The following is a 20464-nucleotide window of genomic DNA, read 5'->3' as shown; positions in this document are numbered from 1 at the left end:
ACGCCTCATTACCCCAGGTGCTTACAGGCGTTTTCCTGGATTCCGTCTCCGCTAGCCGGTCGAGCCCATGGTGTTCCCAGCCCCGTCGCGCCTGCTTCCTCTTCTTGCCTTGTTCGGCTTGTCCCTCGCCCTGACGCTGGGCGGTATCCTGGCCCGACCGATCGAATCCCTGTCGCTGTTCTGGCCCGTCAATGCGGTGCTTGCCGGCGTGCTGCTGCGCTATCCACGGCAGGCCACCTTCGCAGGGTTCGGCCTGGTCTGGCTGGCCATGGTCACCGCCGACCTCGCCACCGGCAGCGCCTGGAAGCCTGCGTTGTGGTTCAACCTATGCAATCTGGGGGTGATCATCACCCTCTGGCGGGTGTTGTCGCATTTGCCGCGGGTGCATCGCCGCATGCGCACGCCGGAAGGCGTGCTGCGTGTATTCGGCGCCAGCGCCGCCGGAGCCGTCGTCGCGGCGAGCATGGCGTGTGTAGTGGCCGCTCCTTGGTTCCAGGAATCGCTCAAGGCCACTTGGCTGGCCTGGTTCAGCGAACAGTTCTCGACCAATGTGCTGGTGTTGCCGATGCTACTCACCGCACCGAACCTACGCTCCTTGACTCGAGGCGGTGGCCAGGCGATTCGTCTGATGCCGCTGCTGATCCTGCTAGGCTCCCTGGCACTGAGCATCGCTTTCGGCGGGCCAGGCGCCATCGCCTTCCCCATCGCCGCCTTGTTGTGGTGCGCCTGGACATACTCGTCATTCATGGTGTCGCTGCTGACCTTCACCACCGGCACTACGCTGATCGTCGCCGTGGCGCTGAGCCTCATGCATTTCAGTCTCCCGCAGAGCATGCCTGGGGTGAACACACTGATGTCGGCGCGCCTGGGCATCGCCATGCTCGTGCTCGGTCCGCTGGTGGTGGCCTGCGTCAGCAATGCCAACCGCAGTCTGCTGGCACGCCTGGCGCACCAAGCCACCATCGACCATCTCACCGGCGCCCTGACCCGCAGCGCCTTCACCCGTCGTGCCAACGCCCTGCTCGAGAGCCGTCAGCAGCATGCCCAAGCGATGCCCCTGACCTTGATGATGCTAGATATCGATCACTTCAAGAACATCAACGACCAATACGGCCATGCCGTAGGCGACCAGGTGCTGCGTCAGTTCTCCCATACCATTCAGGACCAATTGCACGAAGGCGAGCTGTTCGCCCGCCTCGGGGGCGAAGAGTTCGTGATCATCGTTGCAGGGCTTGCGCCGGAGCAGGCCACATTCACTGCCGAGCGTCTGCGTCGCGCCGTGCAGGACTTGCGCGTGGTGGTGCTCGACCGCCGCCTGCAGATCACCGTCAGCATCGGCCTGGCGGGTTGCCGCGCCCAGCAGTTGGCGCCCAACCTCGACAGCTTGCTGGCACAGGCTGACCAGGCGCTCTACCGTGCCAAGGCTGCGGGCCGCAATCGCATCGTACAGGCCGAGGCGCAGCGCCAGGTCGTCTGACTCAAACCGCCAGCAAGTCCCAGGACAACTTGGCAATCAGCACGCACAACAGCACCAGGAACAGTCCGCGAACGAACCCCGCCCCCTTGCGCACCGCAAGCCAAGTGCCCGTCAGCGCCCCCAGAATGTTGAAGGCCGCCATCGGCAATGCGATGGCCCAAAGTACATTTCCAGATGGGATGAAAAACACCAGTGCGGCCAGGTTGGTGGCGATGTTCACAAGCTTGGCTGACGCCGAGGCATGGAGAAAATCCAAGGCGAAGAAGCGAATGAACAGGAAGATCAGAAAGCTTCCGGTGCCCGGCCCGAACAGACCATCGTAGAAGCCGATCGCGCCACCGATCAGCACCGCCAGGCACTGCTCCTTGCGACCGATCCGGGCGGGTTTGTGCAGGGTGCCGAAGTCCTTCTTGCAGAAGGTGTAGATGGCCATCAGCACGATCAGCACCAGCACCGCCGGGCGCATCACGCTGGGTGGCACCAGCGAAACCGTGGCGGCGCCGGCGAACGACATGACGAAGGCACTGGCAGCGGCTGGCACGATCAGGCCCCAGTCCAGATGCACCTTGCGCAGGAACGAACGAGCCGCGAACGAGGTGCCACAGACCGAGGCCAGTTTGTTGCTGCCCAGCAGCGCGGCCGGTTGCGCGTTCGGCAGTACGTTGAACAGCGCCGGAATCTGGATCAACCCGCCACCGCCAACAGCGGCATCGATCAGCCCGGCGGCGAAGGCGAACAACGAAAGCAGCGCGATATCCATCATGGGGCAGGTTCCGGAACGAAAAGCAGAGCCCCAAGGCTAACCAAATGGTGGCGCTTATGTTGAAATGCGACGTTGCGAAAACTGCAATCAGGAGCGTCCATGGCATTGGACATGTTGCGAGAAATCCAGGCCTTCGTCACCGTCGCCCACAAGCGCAGCTTCGTTGCCGCCGCCCGTGCCCTGGGGCGCTCGCCAAGCGCCGTCACCCGCGCCGTGCAGGCGCTGGAAGACAATGCCGGGGCCAAGCTGCTCAATCGTAGCGCCAGTACCGTGACCCTCACCGAGGCCGGTGAACGCCTGCTACCCCATGCCGAGCGCTTGCTGGATGTGCAACGGGATGCCGTCGACGAGCTGGCGGCGCTGAGCGGCTCATCCCAAGGCTGGATTCGCTTCGCCGCGCCCGAGCTGCTCGGCCAACAGCTATTGCCCGCGGTGCTCGCTTCATTCTCCCAGCAATATCCGCAGGTCACCCTGGACGTGCAGTTCAGCGACCAGGCCCTCGATCCGCTGCAGGGCAAGTTCGACTTCGTCATCCGGGGCGCCTTTCCGCAGTCCAGCGAGCTGATCGGTTATCCCCTTTGGTCCTATCGGCGCTACCTGTACGCCAGCCCCGATTACCTGGCCCGCCACGGCATGCCCGAACATCCTGAGGCATTGCATGGGCACGCCCTGATCCTGCATACCGCGCCGCGCGTGCTCAAGGCCTGGCACTTCTATCGCGATGGGCAGATCAGCAGCCTGCGCCCACATCCGCGGCTGCGTCTGAGTGCTGGGGGGGCGATCCTGCAAAGCGCGTTAGCCGGTGCGGGAATCGCCCGCCTGGCTGATTGGGTGGCCGAGCCAATGGTGCATGCCGGGCGCCTGGTTCGCGTCTGCACCGACTACCGCCTGACTTCGAGCAGCGGCCAGGATCCGCAGATGCATGCGCTGTATCCCGCAGGGGAACTGCCCGTGCGGGTGCGCGAGCTATTGCAATGGGTGCGCCGCGCCTATCCTCAGCACTAGGTCAGTGAGCGTACGCATGCGCATAGCCCCTTACCGACAGCGCTGCTCAAATTCTGTTCAATTTAACAGAGCCCGCCGCCGGCTTGGGTTGCAGCGATTTATCCACAGACCTACCCACGTTTTTTGTGGACAGATTTCTCAACGCCGAGAATGACTTATCGTACGCACGACAACGCCGCAGGGCATCGCCCTGCAGCGTCTGGAAGCGGGCCATGCCCAAGAGAACAAGCCCGCCTATTGAGGCGGCGGGCCGGCACGAACGTATCAGCTTGGCGGAATGGTGCCTAACAGGCCGACCAGGATTGTCAGCAACAGGAATCCACCCAGGAAAAGTGCGAGCTTGCCCATCGGAACCTCTATAGGTAATGGCGAAACGGCGAGGCTGGCCGGTGCTGTTGCAGAGCAGCGCAGCTTGCCCAGCGCACGCCGGTTCGGAAGGCTGGGCTTGATGGGTATTGTCTGATGCAGGCTGATACGGTTACAGATTCAGGTTCATGGAAAAAAAGCATATCAGATGGGGCCGCAGACCCAGTCGCAGAGCAAACGTCACAAAGCCATGACCATCTCGTGCCAAGCCATCCCGCCATGGTCGGAGGCCGAAGGCTGCACATAGCGGTAGCCCATTTTTTCGTACAGCCCCACGTGGCGGTCCTTGCACATCAAGTGGATGGTGGCCTTGCCGCGCTGACGCATCTGATCGACGAAATGGCTCATGAGCAGGCCAGCGAACCCTCGCCCCTGAAAGGCAGAATCGACCACTACCGACATGATCACTACGTTCGGCGCCTGGGCGTCATGGCCGACCAATTCCTTGAAGGACTCGTCGGACATCACCACGTCAAAGGCACAACCACTGTTGATGAACCCGATCACCACCCCCTCGAGTTCCAGCACCAGGAACCCTTCCGGGTACTGAGCGATGCGCGTGGCGATCTTCTCGCGGGTGGCGGCCTCGTCACCTTCGTAGGCGCTGATCTCGATCTGATAGCAACGATCCACATCCTTGGACGTGGCCTGGCGCAAATGCGGGGTACTCATGGGGGCAATATCCGAAATACAAAAACGGAACGACATGCTAGCGCAAGTCTGTGCGCACACCGAATGAGGAATGCCAGCATTCACCCGTAAGTTCTGCCCAATGAAGCAGCTACCCAGCGCGGCAGGCTTTCACCTGCTCTGCGTCCAGCGCTCAGAACCGGGATCGACGGCAGCCGTGGCCACGCGATCTCTGGAGCGACAGGCCGTGCGCGGCGCGTGATTTCGAGCCCCATTTGCAACATAACTTTTCAGTGGATCGACACTGGCCATGCGCGCCTGAGCGCGACACTGAGCGGACTGGAGCCCGTGCAACCCCCATGAACATTGAGTGCTAGGCCGTAGGCGGTACATCACCTGAAACACTCCTACCACCTTTCCTGTAGGAGGGTTCCTATGTGCTAGTAGCTTCCAGACTACGAGCTTGGCCGCTGCTGTATGAAACATCAGTTTCACCTGTTTGAACGAGCTGATACGGTCGCGGCCTCCTACCCCAGCATGGAATGCACGAGAGCGACATGGACCCCTATCGAACCTCCGCCCTGGCCCTGCAGAAGACGCTTCTCAACCTGCGTCAACAGCGTGACCTGCTCAAATCCCAAGGCCGCGACCAGGAAGCCGACAAGCTCGCCAGAACCATCGCCGGCATAGAGGCGACACTGCGCGAGATACCGGACACCCCTACCCTGCAGTAACACCTGATGCCAAAACCGCCTGGTTTCGCGGGCCAGGCGGCAGGCAGCTCTGAGGCAATCGCACCGGTGCGGGGTCAAAACGAATGGTTGAGCAGCAGCCCGCCGCCTGAATCAGGGCTCGCGTCGGAAAAGCCTTTCAGCGCATACAGCTGGACCTTCCAACCCTCGCTGAGTTTTTGGGTCAGAAACAGGGTGAGTTCCTGGATCTCATCGCCGTCTGATGACACTTTCTGTCGCCAGTCGTACACCGCCCCTATCGATGTGGCTGTTGCGATCCGGCTGAGCAGGCCGATGGAAGTGAAAACCGGATCATGGAAATCCGAGTCGGCCGGATCGCCGAACTTCTTCCAACCCAATGTGGCGAAGCCATTCACCGCACCGAATGCCCGAACCAGATCCACCTGGGCTGAATAATCGGTCTTGCCGGTGCCCAGGCAATGGTCTTCATCGGCGGTAGGCAGCTTTATCTTTCCAACCAGATCCACAAGCAGATTACCGCCGTCGCGGCCATCGAGCAGTGCGTAATCGGCACTGGCCACCGTATCGCCGAGCCCGCTCTCGACGCGGCCACAGTCGTCACCCGCCAGCGGTTCACCACCCGGCCCTACCGCAGGATTGGTGATGCGTAGATAGGGAATGGTCAACTTGTAGATCATCGGACCGGTTTCGTACTTGCCAATGACCGGGACATACCAGGTCTCGCTGGTGGCCGCCGTGCCGTAGTCCCCCCGCGAGTAATCCATCCCCGTAGACAAGGTCACTTCATCAGCCAGGGCTGGCCAGGCCAGGGCCATCAGGCAGGGAAACAACCCACGCATCGAAATCATGCCTACCTCGTTGCGATCAGGACATTACATCAGGTGCGGTACAGCCTGGTCTGGATGCTTTGAAGCATAGCCGGGCGCAGGGAAACCGAGCCTAATGAGAACCAGAATGTTCAGAGCGCTCGAGCTTCTCAGGCCGTTCCACTTTTTCAGGGCGCTCAGGTCGCTCGACCTTCTCGGGCCGCTCGACTTTTTCCGGACGCTCGACCTTCTCAGGGCGTTCGACTTTGTCCGGCCGCTCTACCCTCTCAGGACGCTCGACTTTCTCGATGCGCTCGATCTTCTCGATGCGGTCAGGCTTGTCTGGCCGGTCCGAACGCTCGATCTTCTCAATCCGTTCGATCCGCTCAACACGCACGCCATTTTCGAAGACCTCAATGCGCTCGCGCGTTTCCACCCGATCACCGGATTCGCGCGTTTCGATGCGTTCTCGACGCTCTACGCCCCCCGACTCAGATACGTCTGTGCGCTCCACCTTTTCTCGGGCTGCGCCACTCTCGATGCGCTCGCGGGTGTGCCCCTGTTCATGGCTGGAGCCACGGCCAGCTTGCTTTGCGGATTCGACGGCTGTAGACGTTCCCGATTCGACTTCCCGAGGCCCATCGGACTCGCCCCCCTGAGACTGACGGGGCTGCACGCCATGCCAGTGACTGTCGCCGTGATGTTCATGCACCACCTCCACTCGCTGCGCGTGAATGATGCGCCCAGTGTCGAACACACCGCTGACGCGGACGCGTTGACCGATGGCAAGCGTCTCGACCCGTCCCTCGGTGGCGCGGTCGATATTGGCTGTGAAACCACCGACTTCGATGCGATTACCCTGCTGTCCACGTACCAGCCCTTCGACCAAGGCGTTACGCACTCGTCCAGCGAAGGGGAAGCTTGGATCCCGGAGGGTTTGCGCCACATTCAGTTGTTGACCGTTCCAGGCGCCGCGCACCAGTACCTCACCCGTGGGTGGCAACACCTTATTCAAGGCCAGGCCATGCAAGTCGCCCGGTTTGCCGATATCACCGATGGCACTGACCTGGACCAGACCCGGCGCTCGATCTACGCGGCTGGCCACCACCTCGCCCTGCGCATTGCGCATGCCGCTGACACGCACCGGCTCGCCAATGCGCAGGCCCGGCGCTACCCGGGCACCTGCCGCCACCCGCACCGGTTGGCCCATGACGCGCATCGGCGTATCGCCGGATGCAAGCCCAGTCACCGGCCCTTCATAGGCATTGAGTATGGCGATGCTGCGCGCTTCCAGACCCCGACGGGACGGCTGGGCCTCGACGGCCACCACCTGGCCGATCGCCAATCGTTGACTGCTGGCAGGCTGGCCGTTCTCGCTGAGCGCCACTTTGTTGTCGAAATGAACCTCCACGCCATTGACGCAGATCGAACCGAATCCTGTGATGGTGCCGACGATGCCCGTGCCGCCCACACCACCTTCGTCCTGCGACGCACCGGTACCCCCGATGCCGCCACCGCCCGGACGCGCACCGGTCCCACCGACGCCTCCATTGTCAGGCGCGCCTGTCCCACCGACGCCGCCCGGCGCCATCATGCCTGTACCGCCGCTGCCACCCGGCTCGAGGCAGGCAGGCGCGGCACTCAGCGGCGCCGACAGGGTAAGCGCGCAGCACAGCGCTGCGAGCGAGCTCAGCAGGTGCGACGTCATGTTCATGGCTTACTGGCCTTGGTCGCGGACGCGGCCTCGGGCGGGCTGGGTTCGGCGTAGAAATAAAGGCCGACGGTGATGCGCTGACGGACCTCAGCCGGCGGCTGTTCGCGCTCCTCGAGCTCGGCGGCCAGCTGGTTGAGCGTGAGCAGGAGCTGCATGCCATCGGTACGCACGGCGTCTCTGAGCTGCTGGACACCCGCCTGGGACAAGCTGTCGTAGTGCACGCTGCGCTCGAAGAACGGCTCGCCTGCATCGGTCAGGTTATGTACAGCGGCGCAGGCATGGTCATGCAAGTTGTGCCGAAAATAGGCGATCTTTTCCTCGAAGCCGCGCTGAGGGATGAATGCTCGGGTCTGCAAATGGACCTGATCGTCTTCATCGACGCTCACGACCCCTAGGCGGAGCCACTCATCCAGCACGACACGGGCGCGGATATCCGTGCTCAGCGACGCGACCAAGGCATCGAATGACCGTTCGCCGCCCACACTGGCCAAACGCGGCAATGCCCGAGGTTCGCCGGGTTGTTCACAGAATGGCTCGTGGTTCAGCCAGATACTCACCAGATGCGCGCCAAAAGATACTGCTTCCGGCAGGCTGGCCTCGTCCTCCAGGACCTGGGACCGCAAGCGCCGGACGTCCTTGCGGTGAACCCCTGTCAGCAGACTGATCCGACTGTCGCTGGGCGGTTTTCCATCGAGACGGAACTCGCGCTCAGCAACCTCTACGAAGACCTCCTTGAGCAGGTTGACGAAGCTACTGAAGGTCACTCCCTTTCTCAGCATCAACCGCACCAATGGCCGCATCACAGAGCGCAATGCCGGTAACAGGGAGGGCGGTAGAGTGGGCAGATGCATTGCAAAGCTTCCTTAACCAAGGGGGAGCGCACGGTGTTCATGGGCGGTACATTCGAGCACCTTGCCCTGCACATCACAACCGTTCAGGACCCGCCTCGTCGATGCGAAACCCGGATCGCTCCGGGTTTCGGCTTCCGAGGTTCAGCGGTCAGGCACCGCCACGATCATCACCAACATCATGATCGGGGCCATCATCGGCGCCGCGGCCTACACCGTGATCGTCGCCCACGTCGTGGTTAGGACCATCATCTGCGCCATGGCCGACACCATGAGGCCCGCCAGCATCGTGGTTGGCACCATCATCGGCACCGTGGCCGACACCATGGGTACCACCGTCATCGCTGCCACGCCCCGAATTGCCATGGCCACTGTTACCGCTATGGCCTCCATCGCCCCCGTGACCTGAGCCACCGTGGCCACCACCACTACCACCATGGCCCCCACCGCTGCCGCCACCATGACCGCCTCCGCCGCCACCGTGGCCACCGCCGCCATGACCGCCACCACCTCCGCCATGGCCACCGCCGCCATGACCGCCACCACCTCCGCCATGGCCACCGCCACCACCACCACCACCACCGCCGTGGCCACCACCGCCGCCACCATGACCGCCACCTCCGCCGCCATCCTTGGCGTATGCGCTGGAGAAATCACTAATCGAGTCAGGCACCAATGCCAGCGATGCCGAAAGGACGCCACCGATGGCCAGCGCCAACAAGCATTTTTTGAGCAGCATGACGAATCTCCGCTTCAGAGTTGCATTTCCGTACTCAAATCGAACGCAACAACCAATGAACTCCAGCTGCCTTGCGGGCAACCAGCCAACCAGCGGCCGCTCCTTGGTGATGAAGGTGCAGTAACTCGTGCACGTTCCCTTCTATGCCAGTCAGCGTTTTTATTTTGTGGGAATTTTTCCCACGTCATGAGATTAGTTTTCCACACTGGAGAGTCAATGACCGGTTATCCGGTTATTGGGTGCAGAGATCGGTCAGGGGAAGCCCCGCCCTTCGGGAAAATGCCAGAGGTGGCTACAAAGGGCGCGGGTAAGACAGGCCAGTGGAGCTCACGCATGCCAGCAGCGGTACCAGCCATCCTGTTCGGTGATGCGCAGCTGCGTCTGGTAGAGGGCGGACAAGCGTTCGCTGGTCAGCACTTCGGCCTTGGGACCATCGGCGATGATGCGTCCCTTCTCGAGCAACACCACACGCTCGATCTCGGGAATGATTTCGTCGATATGGTGAGTGGTAATGATCATCGCATGGTCTTCACCGCAGAAGCGCCGCAACAGGTTGAGCATGCCCAGGCTGGCGCCCATGTCCAAGCCATTGGCCGGCTCGTCGAGAATCAGCGCTCGCGGCTGATGGACCAACGCCCGTGCCAACAGAAGCCTGCGTCGCTGGCCGGTGGACAGCCGCTGGAACATGGTCTGCTCGTATTCGGCCATCTCGACGACTGATAGCAACTGACGCGCCCGCTCGCGCTGCTCATCGCTCGGCTGCAGATGGCCATGGGCGCCAATGGCACCAAAGAAACCGGAAACCACCACATCCAGGGCCTGGGTATAGGGTGTGTAATCATCCTGCAGGTCTTGAGAGATGAAGCCGATGCGGCTTCGCAGCGCCCACAGATTGACCGTCTCGCTCCCGAACAGGCGCAAGTGGCTGCCTTCGCGCTCCACCGGGTAGAGCTCTCGGGTGATCAGCTTGAGCAACGTGCTCTTGCCGGCACCGTTGGGGCCCAGAATGGCGACTTTCTCGCCTTCGCCGATGTGCAGGGAAAACCCATCGAGCACGCGGGTCTGCTGCTGGAAGGCGGTCACATTGTGAATATCGATCATGGTTGGCTCATCTGAGGGCAAACGAACGCAGAGTGTGCCGTCGATGTACACAAACGGAAAGACATGAAGCGCGCCATGAAGCGCCAGTCCTAGAACATCTGCGGATTGTCGATTTTCGAGCCGCTGCAGACCATGCCGACATCAAGGCGATATCGCGCCGTTAAAAGGACACCTCCATGCCCCGCCCTGCCTGTAGCTTCACGAAAAACATTGCCGGTCTTGATTGCCCAGACCAGCCACAACCGAATGGCCATGAGGAAGTGTGCAATCATGATTGATCGACCTGAGGCCTGGGCCTGGCTCGAACGCTGGCTTCAAGATAACTGGCCAGGGCTGTACGCAGGCCTCTTGGCCTTAATCATCGCAGCGTTACGCGTAATTTATGGGGGCGGCTCGCTGCGACGAATGCTGATCGAAGCCCCCTTGTGCGGCGCCCTCGCACTCGCTGCAAGTCATGGCCTTTCGCTGATCGGCGTGCCAAGCGAAACCGCACCCTTCTTTGGCGGCGTGATCGGACTGCTCGGCGTCGAAGGCATACGTGCCGCAGTCATCAAGTTCTTCGTTCAGAAAAAGCCGTTGCCCTGACGCTGCGCAACGGCGATACAAAAAGCCCAGCTCAGGCTGGGCTTGATGAGGGGGAGGATATTCAGAGACTGGCTCTAGAACACATCAGCGCCGCATCGAGCAAACGGCCTTGGTCGTACCAGGCATCTCGCTGGTATGCCAGATATTGATGCTCCTGCCCTGAACCCTTGACTTCGACAAGGCCAGTTGCCTGGTTCGGGTCGGTACTGTCGACATATAGCGCGAGCACGTCCTGATGCTCTTGCGTATACGTCTTCGCGCTTGCCGGGAGCTCACTCTTCACACAACTTAAGTAAGCCGATGGGTTTTTCCCCGTGTAGCCCGAGGAATTGTCGTGCCCCATGCGGATATCAGGATCGTGTGTACAGCCAACAGCGAAGAAACCCGCAAGGACCGACAGCAGCGCGCCATGCGCCAGCGTTCTAGGCGTTATGGAACTGTTCATGTGAAATCTCCGGCCACCCCACTGAAATGGATAGGTTCGGACCCACACTGCCCCTTTTTTGAAATAATTACTGCGGTTCGATTTTCGAGCCTACACCCTCCGTTGGTGTTTGGCGCGTAAAAAAGCTCATCTATTTCAATTCGCTATAGAAACGAAATCACCTCGTTCTATACAACGAATGGCACTCGTTCTTGAATATACGGCACGATCTACCCAAGCAATTAGCGGGCATAATCCACCAACTCAAGCGGCGCATCACGCTCGAACAGCATGACCTCGAACCAAGGACTCATCGTTGCGGAAAATTTCGAAAACAGTCTGATCTTCACGACTGCACACGAGCGCTAGGCCATCGTGGCCGAGCGTCATACTGGGTCGGTCAAGGATTCGAGGTGCCGACCCTGGTCCGGGGCCTGCAGGGGATGAGTGGCGGCATGGGCTCAGCAATGATTTGCCTACCCCAGAAATGCAAAAAGCCCTGAATAATCAGGGCTTTGAATGTGGCGGAAGCGTAGAGATTCGAACTCTAGGATAGTTGCCCATCGACGGTTTTCAAGACCGTTGCCTTAAACCACTCGGCCACGCTTCCAGGATCAATTTTTCGGCCGCAATCATACCGTAATGAAACAAGCTGTCAAACTCTCTGTGTCGCGGCTTGCAGCTGCTCTGGTATCCTCATTGCAACCATTCGTTTCGAAACCACAGATTCACACCACAGGAGTGTCGCCATGCGCGAACAGGATTATGCCGTCCACCACGGCCAGCAGGCCGAGCAGCAGGAAGTCAGCCGCGTCCTGCGCAACACATACAGTCTGCTGGCGCTCACCCTCGCCTTCAGCGGCGTCATGGCATTCGTGGCCCAACAGATGCGAGTCGGTTACCCGAACGTGTTCGTGGTACTGATCGGTTTCTACGGTCTGTTCTTCCTCACCGCCAAGCTGCGTGATTCGGTCTGGGGTCTGGTCTCCACCTTCGCACTCACCGGCTTCATGGGTTTCATCCTCGGCCCGATCCTCAACCGTTATCTGGGCATGAGTGGCGGCGCCGAAGTGGTGAGCTCGGCCTTCGCGATGACCGCCCTCGTATTCGGTGGTCTGTCGGCCTACGTGCTGGTCACCCGTAAGGACATGAGCTTCCTCAGCGGCTTCATCACCGCTGGCTTCTTCGTGCTGCTGGGCGCTGTCGTGGCCAGCTTCTTCTTCCAGATCAGCGGTCTGCAACTGGCGATCAGCGCGGGCTTCGTGCTGTTCTCGTCGGTCTGCATCCTGTTCCAGACGAGTGCGATCATCCACGGTGGTGAGCGCAACTACATCATGGCGACCATCAGCCTGTATGTATCGATCTACAACCTGTTCGTCAGCCTGTTGCAGCTGTTCGGCATCATGGGCCGTGACGACTGATAGCCCTGCTACTAGAAAAAGCCCGCTTCGGCGGGTTTTTTTATGGGTGACTTTCGAGTTCCTGCACACCCCACCGCGGGCCAGCCAGCCTAGTGCCCTGCGAATACATGGACAATGCGTTATCCTGCTATAACCTGTCAGGCCTCAGGTACGGCCGCCTTCACGCATTTCCCCCTACCCCAATCCAGTCTTGCCCCGTAGAATGCGCTCCTTTTTTCATCCTGGGCAGCTTCCCATGAGTTCCATCGAACACGGGCCGGGCGCGACGGCGCCTGCCAATGAACTGGTCCTCGGTCTAGAGGACAAGCCAAGGCCGTTGATCGGCCTGCTGGCTGCACTTCAGCACCTGCTGGCGATCATCGTCCCGATCGTCACTCCTGGCCTGCTGATCTGCCAGGCTTTGGGGGTTTCCCCGCGTGATACCAACCTGATCGTCTCCATGTCGCTGGTGATTTCCGGTATCGCGACCTTCGTCCAGTGCAAGCGCTTCGGGCCGTTTGGCGCTGGGCTGTTGATCGTGCAGGGCACCAGCTTCAACTTCGTCGGACCGCTGATCGCAGGCGGTGCGCTGATGGTCAAGCAGGGCACCCCGGTAGAGAGCGTGATGGCTGCAATTTTCGGTGTGGTGATCGCCGGCTCCTTCGTGGAGATGGGCGTGTCACGCATCCTCCCGTTCGTCAAACGCCTGATCACCCCTCTGGTGACCGGCATCGTGGTGCTGATGATCGGTCTTACGCTGATCAAGGTGGGCTTGATCAGCATGGGAGGCGGCTTCACCGCCATGGGTAACGGCACTTTCGCCAACGGCGAGAACCTGCTGCTGTCGGGCGTTGTGCTGGCGATCATCGTTATCCTCAACCGCATTCCGGTGGTGTGGATGCGCAGCTGCGCCATCGTCATCGCCCTCGCCGTGGGCTATGCCCTGGCCGGCTACCTCGGCCGCCTGGACTTCACCGGCATGCATGAAGCCGCGCTGTTCCAAGTGCCGATGCCGCTGCACTTTGGCCTGAGCTTCTCGTGGGCCCTGTTCATTCCGATGCTGGTGATCTATCTGGTGACTTCGCTGGAAGCCATCGGTGACGTCACGGCCACCAGCAAAGTCTCGCGCCAACCGGTCGAAGGCCCGCTGTGGATGCAGCGCATCAAGGGTGGCGTGCTGGTCAACGGTGCCAACTCGCTGTTAGCTGGCGTGTTCAATACCTTCCCCAGCTCAATCTTTGCGCAGAACAACGGCGTCATTCAGCTGACCGGCATCGCCAGTCGCCATATCGGTGTGTGGATTGCCCTTATGCTGGTGCTGCTGGGCCTGTTCCCCAGCGTTGCCGGTGTGATCCAGGCAGTGCCTGAACCAGTGCTCGGTGGCGCAGCCATGGTGATGTTCGGCGCGGTAGCAGCGTCGGGTATCAACATCCTGGCCAGCACCCGCCTGGACCGTCGGGCACTGCTCATCATCTCGGTATCCCTGGCCCTAGGCCTGGGCGTGGCACAAGTGCCGGAGTTCCTCGCGCACATGCCGGCGGCGCTGCGTAACGTGCTGGAGTCGGGCGTGGCCACCGGCGGCATCTGCGCCCTGGTGCTGAATTGGTTCCTGCCAGAGAGCAAGGGCCAGGCCTGACGCATGCTTGCGTTGGCCCAAAAAGCCCGCGCCGACAGGTGCGGGCTTTTTGCTTTATCATGGCCCCATCCCTTTGCACGAGCTTTCCATGAAATTCGCCATCGCGGTTTTTTCCCCGGCCCATGCGCCCTCCTCGCGTCGCGCCCTGCGTTTCGCCGAGGCAGCGCTGGCCGCTGGGCACGAGATTGCCCGGCTGTTCTTCTACCAGGACGGGGTACACAGCGCCTCGGCCAATATCGTTGTCCCCCAAGATGAACTGGACGTTGCCGCCCAATGGCGCGACTTCATCGATAGCCATCGGCTGGATGCCGTGGTCTGCATCGCCGCAGCCCTGCGTCGAGGCGTGCTGGATGAGAGCGAAGCCAACCGCTACCAGCGCCCGGCCGTGAACCTGCCGGCCCCTTGGGAGCTTTCGGGCCTCGGCCAGTTGCATGAGGCGGCACAAGTGGCCGACCGCCTGGTCTGCTTCGGAGGTGATTGAGATGGCCAAATCCCTGTTGATCATCAGCCGCCAGGCGCCCTGGAACGGCCCCAGCGCCCGTGAGGCCCTGGATATCGCCCTGGCCGGCGGCGCCTTCGATTTGCCCCTGGGCATGCTCTTTCTCGATGATGGCGTATTCCAACTCGCTCCCGGCCAGCAGCCTGGCGCACTGCAACAGAAAAATCTCGCTGCCAATCTCCAGGCGCTGCCGATGTTCGGTGTCGAGGAACTGTTCGCCTGCGGCCACAGCCTGGCCGAGCGCGGCCTGGCGGGTGACGCGCTGGAGCTGGCGGTCGAGGTGCTGGATGATGCAGGCCTGACCGCCCTGATTGCCCGTTTCGACCAGGTGGTGACACTCTGATGACGACCTTGCATGTAATCAGCCATTCGCCCTTCGGCGACAATCGTCTGGACAGCTGCCTACGCCTGCTGGGCACGGATGATGCTCTGCTGCTGTGCGGCGACGCTGTCTATGCCCTGCGCGCCGGCAGTGAGCCATGGCGCAAGCTCGAAGCCGCCGCCTTAGGTAACCGCCTTTACGCCCTCGCCGAGGATCTGCAGGCCCGCGCCATCGACAGCGCATTAGCCGAGCCTGTGGACTATCCGGCCTTCGTCGAACTGTCACTGCATTACCACAAGGTCAACAGCTGGCTATGAGCAACCTCACTGTCGGCGATCAGCAGATCGCCCTGGACAAGGACGGCTTTCTGGCCGACTTGCAAGCGTGGTCCCCTGAGGTCGCCCAAGCGCTGGCCGCACGCGAGAATATTGCGCTGACGCCCGAGCACTGGGAGGTACTGGAAGTGCTGCGCCAGTTCTACGACGAGTTCCAGCTGTCACCGGCCACCCGCCCGCTGATCAAGTACACCGCCCTCAAGCTAGGCCCGGAAAAAGGCAACAGTCCGCACCTCAATCGTCTGTTCAACGGCACTCCCGCCAAACTCGCTGCCAAGCTGGCGGGCCTGCCCAAGCCAACCAACTGCATATGACCATCGCTCGTCCACTCACTTTGCAAACCCCGGCCGAACATCCCTTCGCTGAATTCGTGCGCATCCTCGGCAAAGGCAAGCGCGGCGCCCGTGGCCTGACCCGTGAGGAGGCCCGCACGGCCATGACTCTGCTGCTTGAGGGCAAGGTCGAAGACACCCAACTGGGCGCCTTCCTCATGCTGCTGCGGCACAAGGAGGAAAGCGCCGAGGAGCTCGCCGGCTTCACCGAGGCCTTACGCGCTCACCTGCAGCCCCCTACCATCAACGTGGACCTGGACTGGCCCACGTACGCCGGCAAGAAGCGCCATCTGCCTTGGTACCTGCTTGCGGTCAAATGCCTGGCGGGTAACGGTGTGCGCATTATCCTGCATGGCGGCGGTGCGCACACCGCCGGGCGCCTGTATACCGAGCAATTGCTGGACTTGCTGGACATCCCCCTGTGCCGCGACTGGCCCGCTGTAGTCCAGGCCCTGGAAGAGCGCTGCCTGGCCTTCGCACCGCTGCAGGACTGGGCCCCGCAACTGCAGCGCATGATCGATCTGCGCAACACCTTGGGGCTGCGCTCGCCGATTCACTCGCTGGCCCGGGTGCTCAATCCGCTGGGCGCACGCTGCGGCCTGCAAAGCATCTTCCATCCCGGTTACCAGGCTGTGCATCGCGAGGCGAGCCGTCTACTGGGCGACCATGCCGTAGTGATCAAGGGCGACGGCGGGGAGATCGAGGTCAACCCCGATGTGATCAGCCATCTCTATGGCACCACCGCCGGCGCAGCCTGGGACGAAGAATGGCCGGCGCTGAGTGCCCAGCGCCACGTCAAACCAGCCACCCTGCAACCTGAGCACCTGTTGAAGGTATGGCGCGGCGAAGCCGAGGACAGCTATGGCGAACTGGCAGTGCTGGCGACCATGGCGATGGCCCTGCGTGGGCTTGGGCAAAGCCGTGAGCAGGCCTTCGAAACCGCACGCAACTACTGGACGCAACGTAAAAACATCGAATAAATCGATCCGATCGCCGCAGTCTTTGCGCTATTTATTCGAACAGAGTTGCCTAGACTGAGCTCCAACGACAAACGACTATGTTCCGAGGAGCTCACCATGGGCCTTTTAATCGACGGCCGCTGGCATGACCAGTGGTACCAGAACAGCAAGGACGGCGCATTCCAGCGCGAGAACGCCCAACGCCGTAATCAACTACCTGCCGCCGAAGCCGGGCGCTACCACTTGTACGTCTCCCTGGCCTGTCCCTGGGCTCACCGCACCTTGATCTTCCGTGCCCTCAAGGGCCTGGAACCGCTGATCGATGTCTCTGTAGTGAGTTGGCTGATGGGCGAGCATGGCTGGACCTTCGATCGTCAGCACGGCTCCACCGGCGACCACCTGGACGACCTGCAGTACCTTCACCAGCGCTATACCCAGGATGACCCACACTACACCGGCCGCGTGACGGTACCGGTGCTGTGGGACAAACAGCAAAAGCGCATCGTCAACAACGAGTCGGCAGAGATCATCCGCATTTTCAACAGCGCCTTCGATGAGCTGACAGGCAACCGGCTGGACCTCTACCCCGAGCCGCTTCGCCCGACCATCGATGCACTCAACGAACGCATCTACCCGGCGGTGAACAACGGCGTGTACCGTGCAGGCTTCGCCACCACCCAAGAGGCCTACGAGGCGGCGTTCGATCAGGTGTTCGCTGAACTGGATCACCTCGAGACCCTGTTGGGCCGTCAACGCTACCTGGCGGGGGAATATCTCACCGAGGCCGACGTACGTCTGTTCACTACCCTGGTGCGCTTCGACGCCGTGTACCACGGCCACTTCAAGTGCAACCTGCGTCGCCTGGCCGACTACCCGAACCTGTCCAACTGGCTGCGCGAGCTGTACCAGTGGCCGGGCGTGGCCGGGACCGTGAACATGGAGCACATCCAGAAGCACTATTACATGAGCCACAAGACCATCAACCCGAATGGCATCGTGCCCAAAGGACCGCTGCAGGATTTCAACCAGCCGCATGACCGCGAGCGGCTGGCGGGCAAAGGCATCTGGCAGGCTTGAAACAGCTGGGGCCGCTTAGCGGCCCCAATCATGTCACCCTTGTTGTGATCCTTCGAACCACGCCAGCTTCTCGCGTAGCCGCACCACCTCCCCGACAATCACCAGGGTCGGCGCATGCACTTCATGACGCGCCACCAGCGCCGGCAGATCCGCCAGGGTCCCAGTGAACACCCGCTGGTTACGTGTGGTCCCCTGTTGCACCAACGCCGCCGGGGTACTGGCCGCGCGGCCATGGCGAATCAGTTCGGCGCAGATGGTCGGCAGGCCGACCAGGCCCATGTAGAACACCAGGGTCTGGGCAGGCGCCACCAGATCATCCCAAGGCAAGTTGCTGGTGCCATCCTTCAGATGCCCGGTGACGAAGCGCACCGACTGGGCATAATCCCGATGGGTCAGCGGAATTCCGCCATAAGCTGAGCAACCACTGGCCGCGGTGATGCCCGGTACCACCTGAAACGGGATACCCTCCTCGGCCAGCTCTTCGATCTCCTCACCACCACGGCCGAAGATGAACGGGTCGCCGCCCTTCAGGCGCAACACTCGCTTGCCCTGGCGCGCCAGGTCCACCAGCAGGCGATTGATCTGCTCCTGCGGCACCGCATGATCGGCGCGGCGCTTGCCAACGTAGATCCGCTCGGCATCACGTCGGCACATCTCGATGATCGCCGGCGCCACCAATCGGTCATACAGCACCACATCGGCCTGCTGCATCAGGCGCAAGGCACGGAAGGTCAGCAGGTCCGGGTCACCCGGGCCGGCACCGACCAGATACACCTCGCCCCCTTGCTGCACCGGCGCACCATCGACCTTCGCCTGCAACAGGCGCTCGGCCTCGCTGCCCTGCCCGGCCAACTGGCGTTCGGCGATCGGCCCCTGAAAGACATCCTCCCAGAAACCGCGACGCTGGTTGACGTCCGGATACAACGCCTTGACCTTGTCGCGAAAACGCGCGGCCAAACCGGCCAACTCGCCATAGGCGGCTGGAATCCAGGCCTCCAGGCGCGCGCGGATCAGCCGCGCCAGCACTGGCGCGTCGCCGCCACTGGACACGGCCACCACCAAAGGCGAACGATTGACGATCGCGGGGAAAATCACCGTGCACAGGGCCGGCGCATCCACTACGTTGACCGGCAGGCTACGCGCCTGGGCATCGGCAGAGACCTGGGCATTGAGCACGGAGTCGTCGGTGGCGGCGATCACCAACCGGCAACCGTCAAGGTCGCCTGGCTGGTAACCGCGCACCAAGACCTCACCACCACCCTCACGGGCCAGCGCGGCCAGCTGGCCGTCGACCTCCGGTGCCACTACCCGCAGCGCGGCGCCGGCGTCGGCCAGCAGACGCGCCTTGCGCAGGGCGATCTCACCGCCACCGACGACCAATACCCGACCACCCTGCAGCTTGTGGAACAGCGGCAGGTAATCCATTTAGCGGATGACCTCGACACCACCCATGTAGGGCTTGAGCACTTCCGGCACGCGAATCGAGCCATCGGCCTGCTGATAGTTCTCCAGCACCGCCACCAGGGTGCGGCCGACCGCCAGGCCTGAGCCGTTGAGGGTATGCACCAGCTCAGGTTTGCCGGTCTCCGGATTGCGCCAGCGGGCCTGCATGCGGCGGGCCTGGAAGTCGCCGCAGTTCGAGCAGGAGCTGATCTCGCGGTACTTGCCCTGGCTCGGCACCCAGACTTCCAGATCGTAGGTCTTCACGGCGCTAAAGCCCATGTCGCCGGTGCACAGGGCCAGGACACGGTACGGCAACTCCAAGGCCTGCAGCACGCGCTCGGCGTTGGCGGTCAGGCCTTCGAGCGCTTCCATCGACTTGGACGGCTCGACGATCTGCACCATCTCGACCTTGTCGAACTGGTGCTGGCGGATCATGCCGCGGGTATCGCGACCCGAAGCACCGGCTTCGCTGCGGAAGCACGGAGTGTGGGCGACGAACTTGATCGGCAGTTGCTTGGCATCGATGATCTCGCCGGCGACGATGTTGGTCAGCGACACTTCGGCGGTCGGAATCAGGTAGAAGTCCGCCTCGCCTTCACGGGCGATCTTGAACAGGTCTTCCTCGAACTTCGGCAACTGGCCGGTGCCCTGCAGGGCCGGCGCTTGCACCAGATACGGGGTATAGGCCTCCTCGTAGCCGTGCTCGCTGGTGTGCAGATTGATCATGAACTGGGCCAGGGCGCGGTGCATGCGGGCGATCGGGCCACGCAGCAGGGCAAAGCGTGCGCCGGAGAGCTTGGCCGCGGTCTCGAAGTCCAGGCCGCCGCTGATCTCGCCCAGTGCCACGTGGTCCTTGATCTCGAAATCGAAGTCACGCGGGGTGCCCCAACGGCGCACCTCGACGTTGGCCTCCTCGTCCGGGCCGACTGGAACGCTGGCGTCCGGCAGGTTGGGGATGGTCAGCACGATAGCGTCAAGTTCGGCCTGGATGGCATCCAGCTCTGCCTTGCCCTCGGTCAGCTCGCCAGCCATGCGCTCGACATCCGCCATCAGCGGCGCGATGTCTTCACCCTTGGCCTTGGCCTGGCCGATCGACTTGGAACGGGCGTTACGCTCGGCCTGCAGTTGCTCGGTGCGGGTCTGCACGGCCTTACGGCGCTCTTCCAGGGATTCGATGCGCGCGACATCCAGGCTGAAGCCACGGGAGGCCAGGCGATCCGCCACTTCCTGAAGTTGGCCGCGTAACAGTTTGGAATCGAGCATATCGTTCTCTCGTTATGTGAGTGTTGG

At 62.0% G+C, this 20464-nt stretch carries 23 protein-coding genes and 1 tRNA gene; 12 read left to right on the top strand and 12 right to left on the bottom strand.

The window, feature by feature from the left end:
* Positions 1–67: 67 nt before the first annotated feature.
* Complete coding sequence (locus tag BLS27_RS10260; protein WP_043211689.1) at positions 68–1477, top strand: GGDEF domain-containing protein; 1410 nt, start codon at positions 68–70, stop codon at positions 1475–1477.
* A gap of 1 nt (position 1478) precedes the next feature.
* Here BLS27_RS10260 and BLS27_RS10255 read toward each other — a convergent pair whose 3' ends face one another.
* A complete protein-coding gene (locus BLS27_RS10255; protein WP_090344535.1) occupies positions 1479–2240 on the bottom strand; it encodes a sulfite exporter TauE/SafE family protein in 762 nt (253 codons plus the stop codon).
* 99 nt (positions 2241–2339) lie between these two features.
* Between BLS27_RS10255 and BLS27_RS10250 the strand changes: the two genes are divergently transcribed.
* The gene (locus BLS27_RS10250) at positions 2340–3245 is read left to right on the top strand and encodes a LysR family transcriptional regulator (RefSeq protein ID WP_090344534.1); all 906 of its coding nucleotides are present in this window, start codon (positions 2340–2342) and stop codon (positions 3243–3245) included.
* Between the two features lie 546 nt (positions 3246–3791).
* Here the strand turns inward: BLS27_RS10250 and BLS27_RS10245 are convergent.
* Positions 3792–4283, bottom strand: a complete 492-nt coding sequence (locus BLS27_RS10245; protein ID WP_090344531.1) for a GNAT family N-acetyltransferase — start codon at positions 4281–4283, stop codon at positions 3792–3794.
* Positions 4284–4798: 515 nt separating this feature from the next.
* Between BLS27_RS10245 and BLS27_RS23805 the strand changes: the two genes are divergently transcribed.
* Positions 4799–4975 carry a hypothetical protein gene (locus tag BLS27_RS23805; protein WP_167358086.1) on the top strand — a complete coding sequence of 59 codons (177 nt, stop codon included), beginning with the start codon at positions 4799–4801 and terminating at the stop codon, positions 4973–4975.
* A gap of 74 nt (positions 4976–5049) precedes the next feature.
* Here the strand turns inward: BLS27_RS23805 and BLS27_RS10240 are convergent, their stop codons facing one another.
* The 6 genes from BLS27_RS10240 to BLS27_RS10215 form a co-directional block, all read right to left on the bottom strand.
* Entirely contained in the window at positions 5050–5802 is a 753-nt protein-coding gene (locus tag BLS27_RS10240; RefSeq protein WP_090344529.1) for a hypothetical protein, read from the bottom strand.
* 91 nt (positions 5803–5893) lie between these two features.
* On the bottom strand, positions 5894–7474 hold the full coding sequence (locus tag BLS27_RS10235) for a DUF5666 domain-containing protein (protein ID WP_341845457.1): 1581 nt from the start codon (positions 7472–7474) through the stop codon (positions 5894–5896).
* Positions 7471–8325: a DUF6502 family protein gene (locus tag BLS27_RS10230; RefSeq protein WP_090344526.1), complete on the bottom strand. Its 855-nt coding sequence runs from the start codon at positions 8323–8325 to the stop codon at positions 7471–7473. Before BLS27_RS10230 ends, BLS27_RS10235 begins: the two co-directional genes overlap by 4 nt.
* Positions 8326–8532: 207 nt before the next feature.
* Positions 8533–8931, bottom strand: a complete 399-nt coding sequence (locus BLS27_RS23900; RefSeq protein ID WP_208599408.1) for a hypothetical protein — start codon at positions 8929–8931, stop codon at positions 8533–8535.
* Positions 8932–9388: 457 nt separating this feature from the next.
* Positions 9389–10162, bottom strand: a complete 774-nt coding sequence (locus BLS27_RS10220; protein ID WP_090344520.1) for an ABC transporter ATP-binding protein — start codon at positions 10160–10162, stop codon at positions 9389–9391.
* 89 nt (positions 10163–10251) lie between these two features.
* Positions 10252–10434 (bottom strand): hypothetical protein, encoded by a 183-nt coding sequence (locus BLS27_RS10215; protein WP_080642114.1) that lies wholly within the window; start codon positions 10432–10434, stop codon positions 10252–10254.
* Between BLS27_RS10215 and BLS27_RS10210 the strand changes: the two genes are divergently transcribed.
* Positions 10433–10747 (top strand): phage holin, lambda family, encoded by a 315-nt coding sequence (locus BLS27_RS10210; protein WP_080642113.1) that lies wholly within the window; start codon positions 10433–10435, stop codon positions 10745–10747. The two genes, BLS27_RS10215 and BLS27_RS10210, sit on opposite strands and share 2 nt — an antisense overlap.
* Positions 10748–10808: 61 nt before the next feature.
* Here the strand turns inward: BLS27_RS10210 and BLS27_RS10205 are convergent, their stop codons facing one another.
* Together BLS27_RS10205 and BLS27_RS10200 are read right to left on the bottom strand one after the other, a co-directional pair.
* On the bottom strand, positions 10809–11192 hold the full coding sequence (locus BLS27_RS10205) for a hypothetical protein (RefSeq protein WP_090344517.1): 384 nt from the start codon (positions 11190–11192) through the stop codon (positions 10809–10811).
* 501 nt (positions 11193–11693) lie between these two features.
* Positions 11694–11781: transfer RNA gene (locus tag BLS27_RS10200), tRNA-Ser, on the bottom strand.
* Between the two features lie 139 nt (positions 11782–11920).
* Between BLS27_RS10200 and BLS27_RS10195 the strand changes: the two genes are divergently transcribed.
* From BLS27_RS10195 to BLS27_RS10160, 8 genes are all read left to right on the top strand, one after another.
* Complete coding sequence (locus BLS27_RS10195) at positions 11921–12592, top strand: Bax inhibitor-1/YccA family protein (RefSeq protein ID WP_043212266.1); 672 nt, start codon at positions 11921–11923, stop codon at positions 12590–12592.
* Between the two features lie 235 nt (positions 12593–12827).
* A complete protein-coding gene (locus BLS27_RS10190) occupies positions 12828–14207 on the top strand; it encodes a nucleobase:cation symporter-2 family protein (protein ID WP_043212265.1) in 1380 nt (459 codons plus the stop codon).
* A gap of 88 nt (positions 14208–14295) precedes the next feature.
* Positions 14296–14688 carry a sulfurtransferase complex subunit TusD gene (gene tusD, locus BLS27_RS10185; RefSeq protein WP_090344515.1) on the top strand — a complete coding sequence of 131 codons (393 nt, stop codon included), beginning with the start codon at positions 14296–14298 and terminating at the stop codon, positions 14686–14688.
* Position 14689: 1 nt separating this feature from the next.
* Positions 14690–15049 carry a sulfurtransferase complex subunit TusC gene (tusC, locus tag BLS27_RS10180; RefSeq protein WP_043212262.1) on the top strand — a complete coding sequence of 120 codons (360 nt, stop codon included), beginning with the start codon at positions 14690–14692 and terminating at the stop codon, positions 15047–15049.
* Positions 15049–15345 (top strand): sulfurtransferase complex subunit TusB, encoded by a 297-nt coding sequence (gene tusB / locus BLS27_RS10175; RefSeq protein WP_043212260.1) that lies wholly within the window; start codon positions 15049–15051, stop codon positions 15343–15345. The genes tusC and tusB overlap by 1 nt, the downstream gene beginning before the upstream one ends.
* Positions 15342–15677, top strand: coding sequence for a TusE/DsrC/DsvC family sulfur relay protein (locus BLS27_RS10170; RefSeq protein ID WP_043212258.1), 336 nt, complete (start codon positions 15342–15344; stop codon positions 15675–15677). The genes tusB and BLS27_RS10170 overlap by 4 nt, the downstream gene beginning before the upstream one ends.
* On the top strand, positions 15674–16675 hold the full coding sequence (locus BLS27_RS10165) for a glycosyl transferase family protein (RefSeq protein WP_090344513.1): 1002 nt from the start codon (positions 15674–15676) through the stop codon (positions 16673–16675). The genes BLS27_RS10170 and BLS27_RS10165 overlap by 4 nt, the downstream gene beginning before the upstream one ends.
* A gap of 96 nt (positions 16676–16771) precedes the next feature.
* Positions 16772–17731 carry a glutathione S-transferase family protein gene (locus BLS27_RS10160; RefSeq protein WP_090344510.1) on the top strand — a complete coding sequence of 320 codons (960 nt, stop codon included), beginning with the start codon at positions 16772–16774 and terminating at the stop codon, positions 17729–17731.
* Positions 17732–17764: 33 nt separating this feature from the next.
* On the opposite strand, the gene cysG is transcribed toward BLS27_RS10160, so the two are convergent.
* Both cysG and serS read right to left on the bottom strand, forming a co-directional pair.
* Positions 17765–19156: a siroheme synthase CysG gene (gene cysG / locus BLS27_RS10155; RefSeq protein ID WP_090344507.1), complete on the bottom strand. Its 1392-nt coding sequence runs from the start codon at positions 19154–19156 to the stop codon at positions 17765–17767.
* A complete protein-coding gene (gene serS / locus BLS27_RS10150) occupies positions 19157–20437 on the bottom strand; it encodes a serine--tRNA ligase (protein ID WP_090344503.1) in 1281 nt (426 codons plus the stop codon).
* Between the last annotated feature and the right edge of the window lie 27 nt (positions 20438–20464).

It is taken from the genome of Pseudomonas guariconensis (assembly GCF_900102675.1).
GTDB classification, from domain to species: Bacteria; Pseudomonadota; Gammaproteobacteria; order Pseudomonadales; family Pseudomonadaceae; genus Aquipseudomonas; species Aquipseudomonas guariconensis.
Note: the sequence above shows the minus strand (reverse complement) of the source record. Positions and strands in the feature narration are given on the sequence as shown.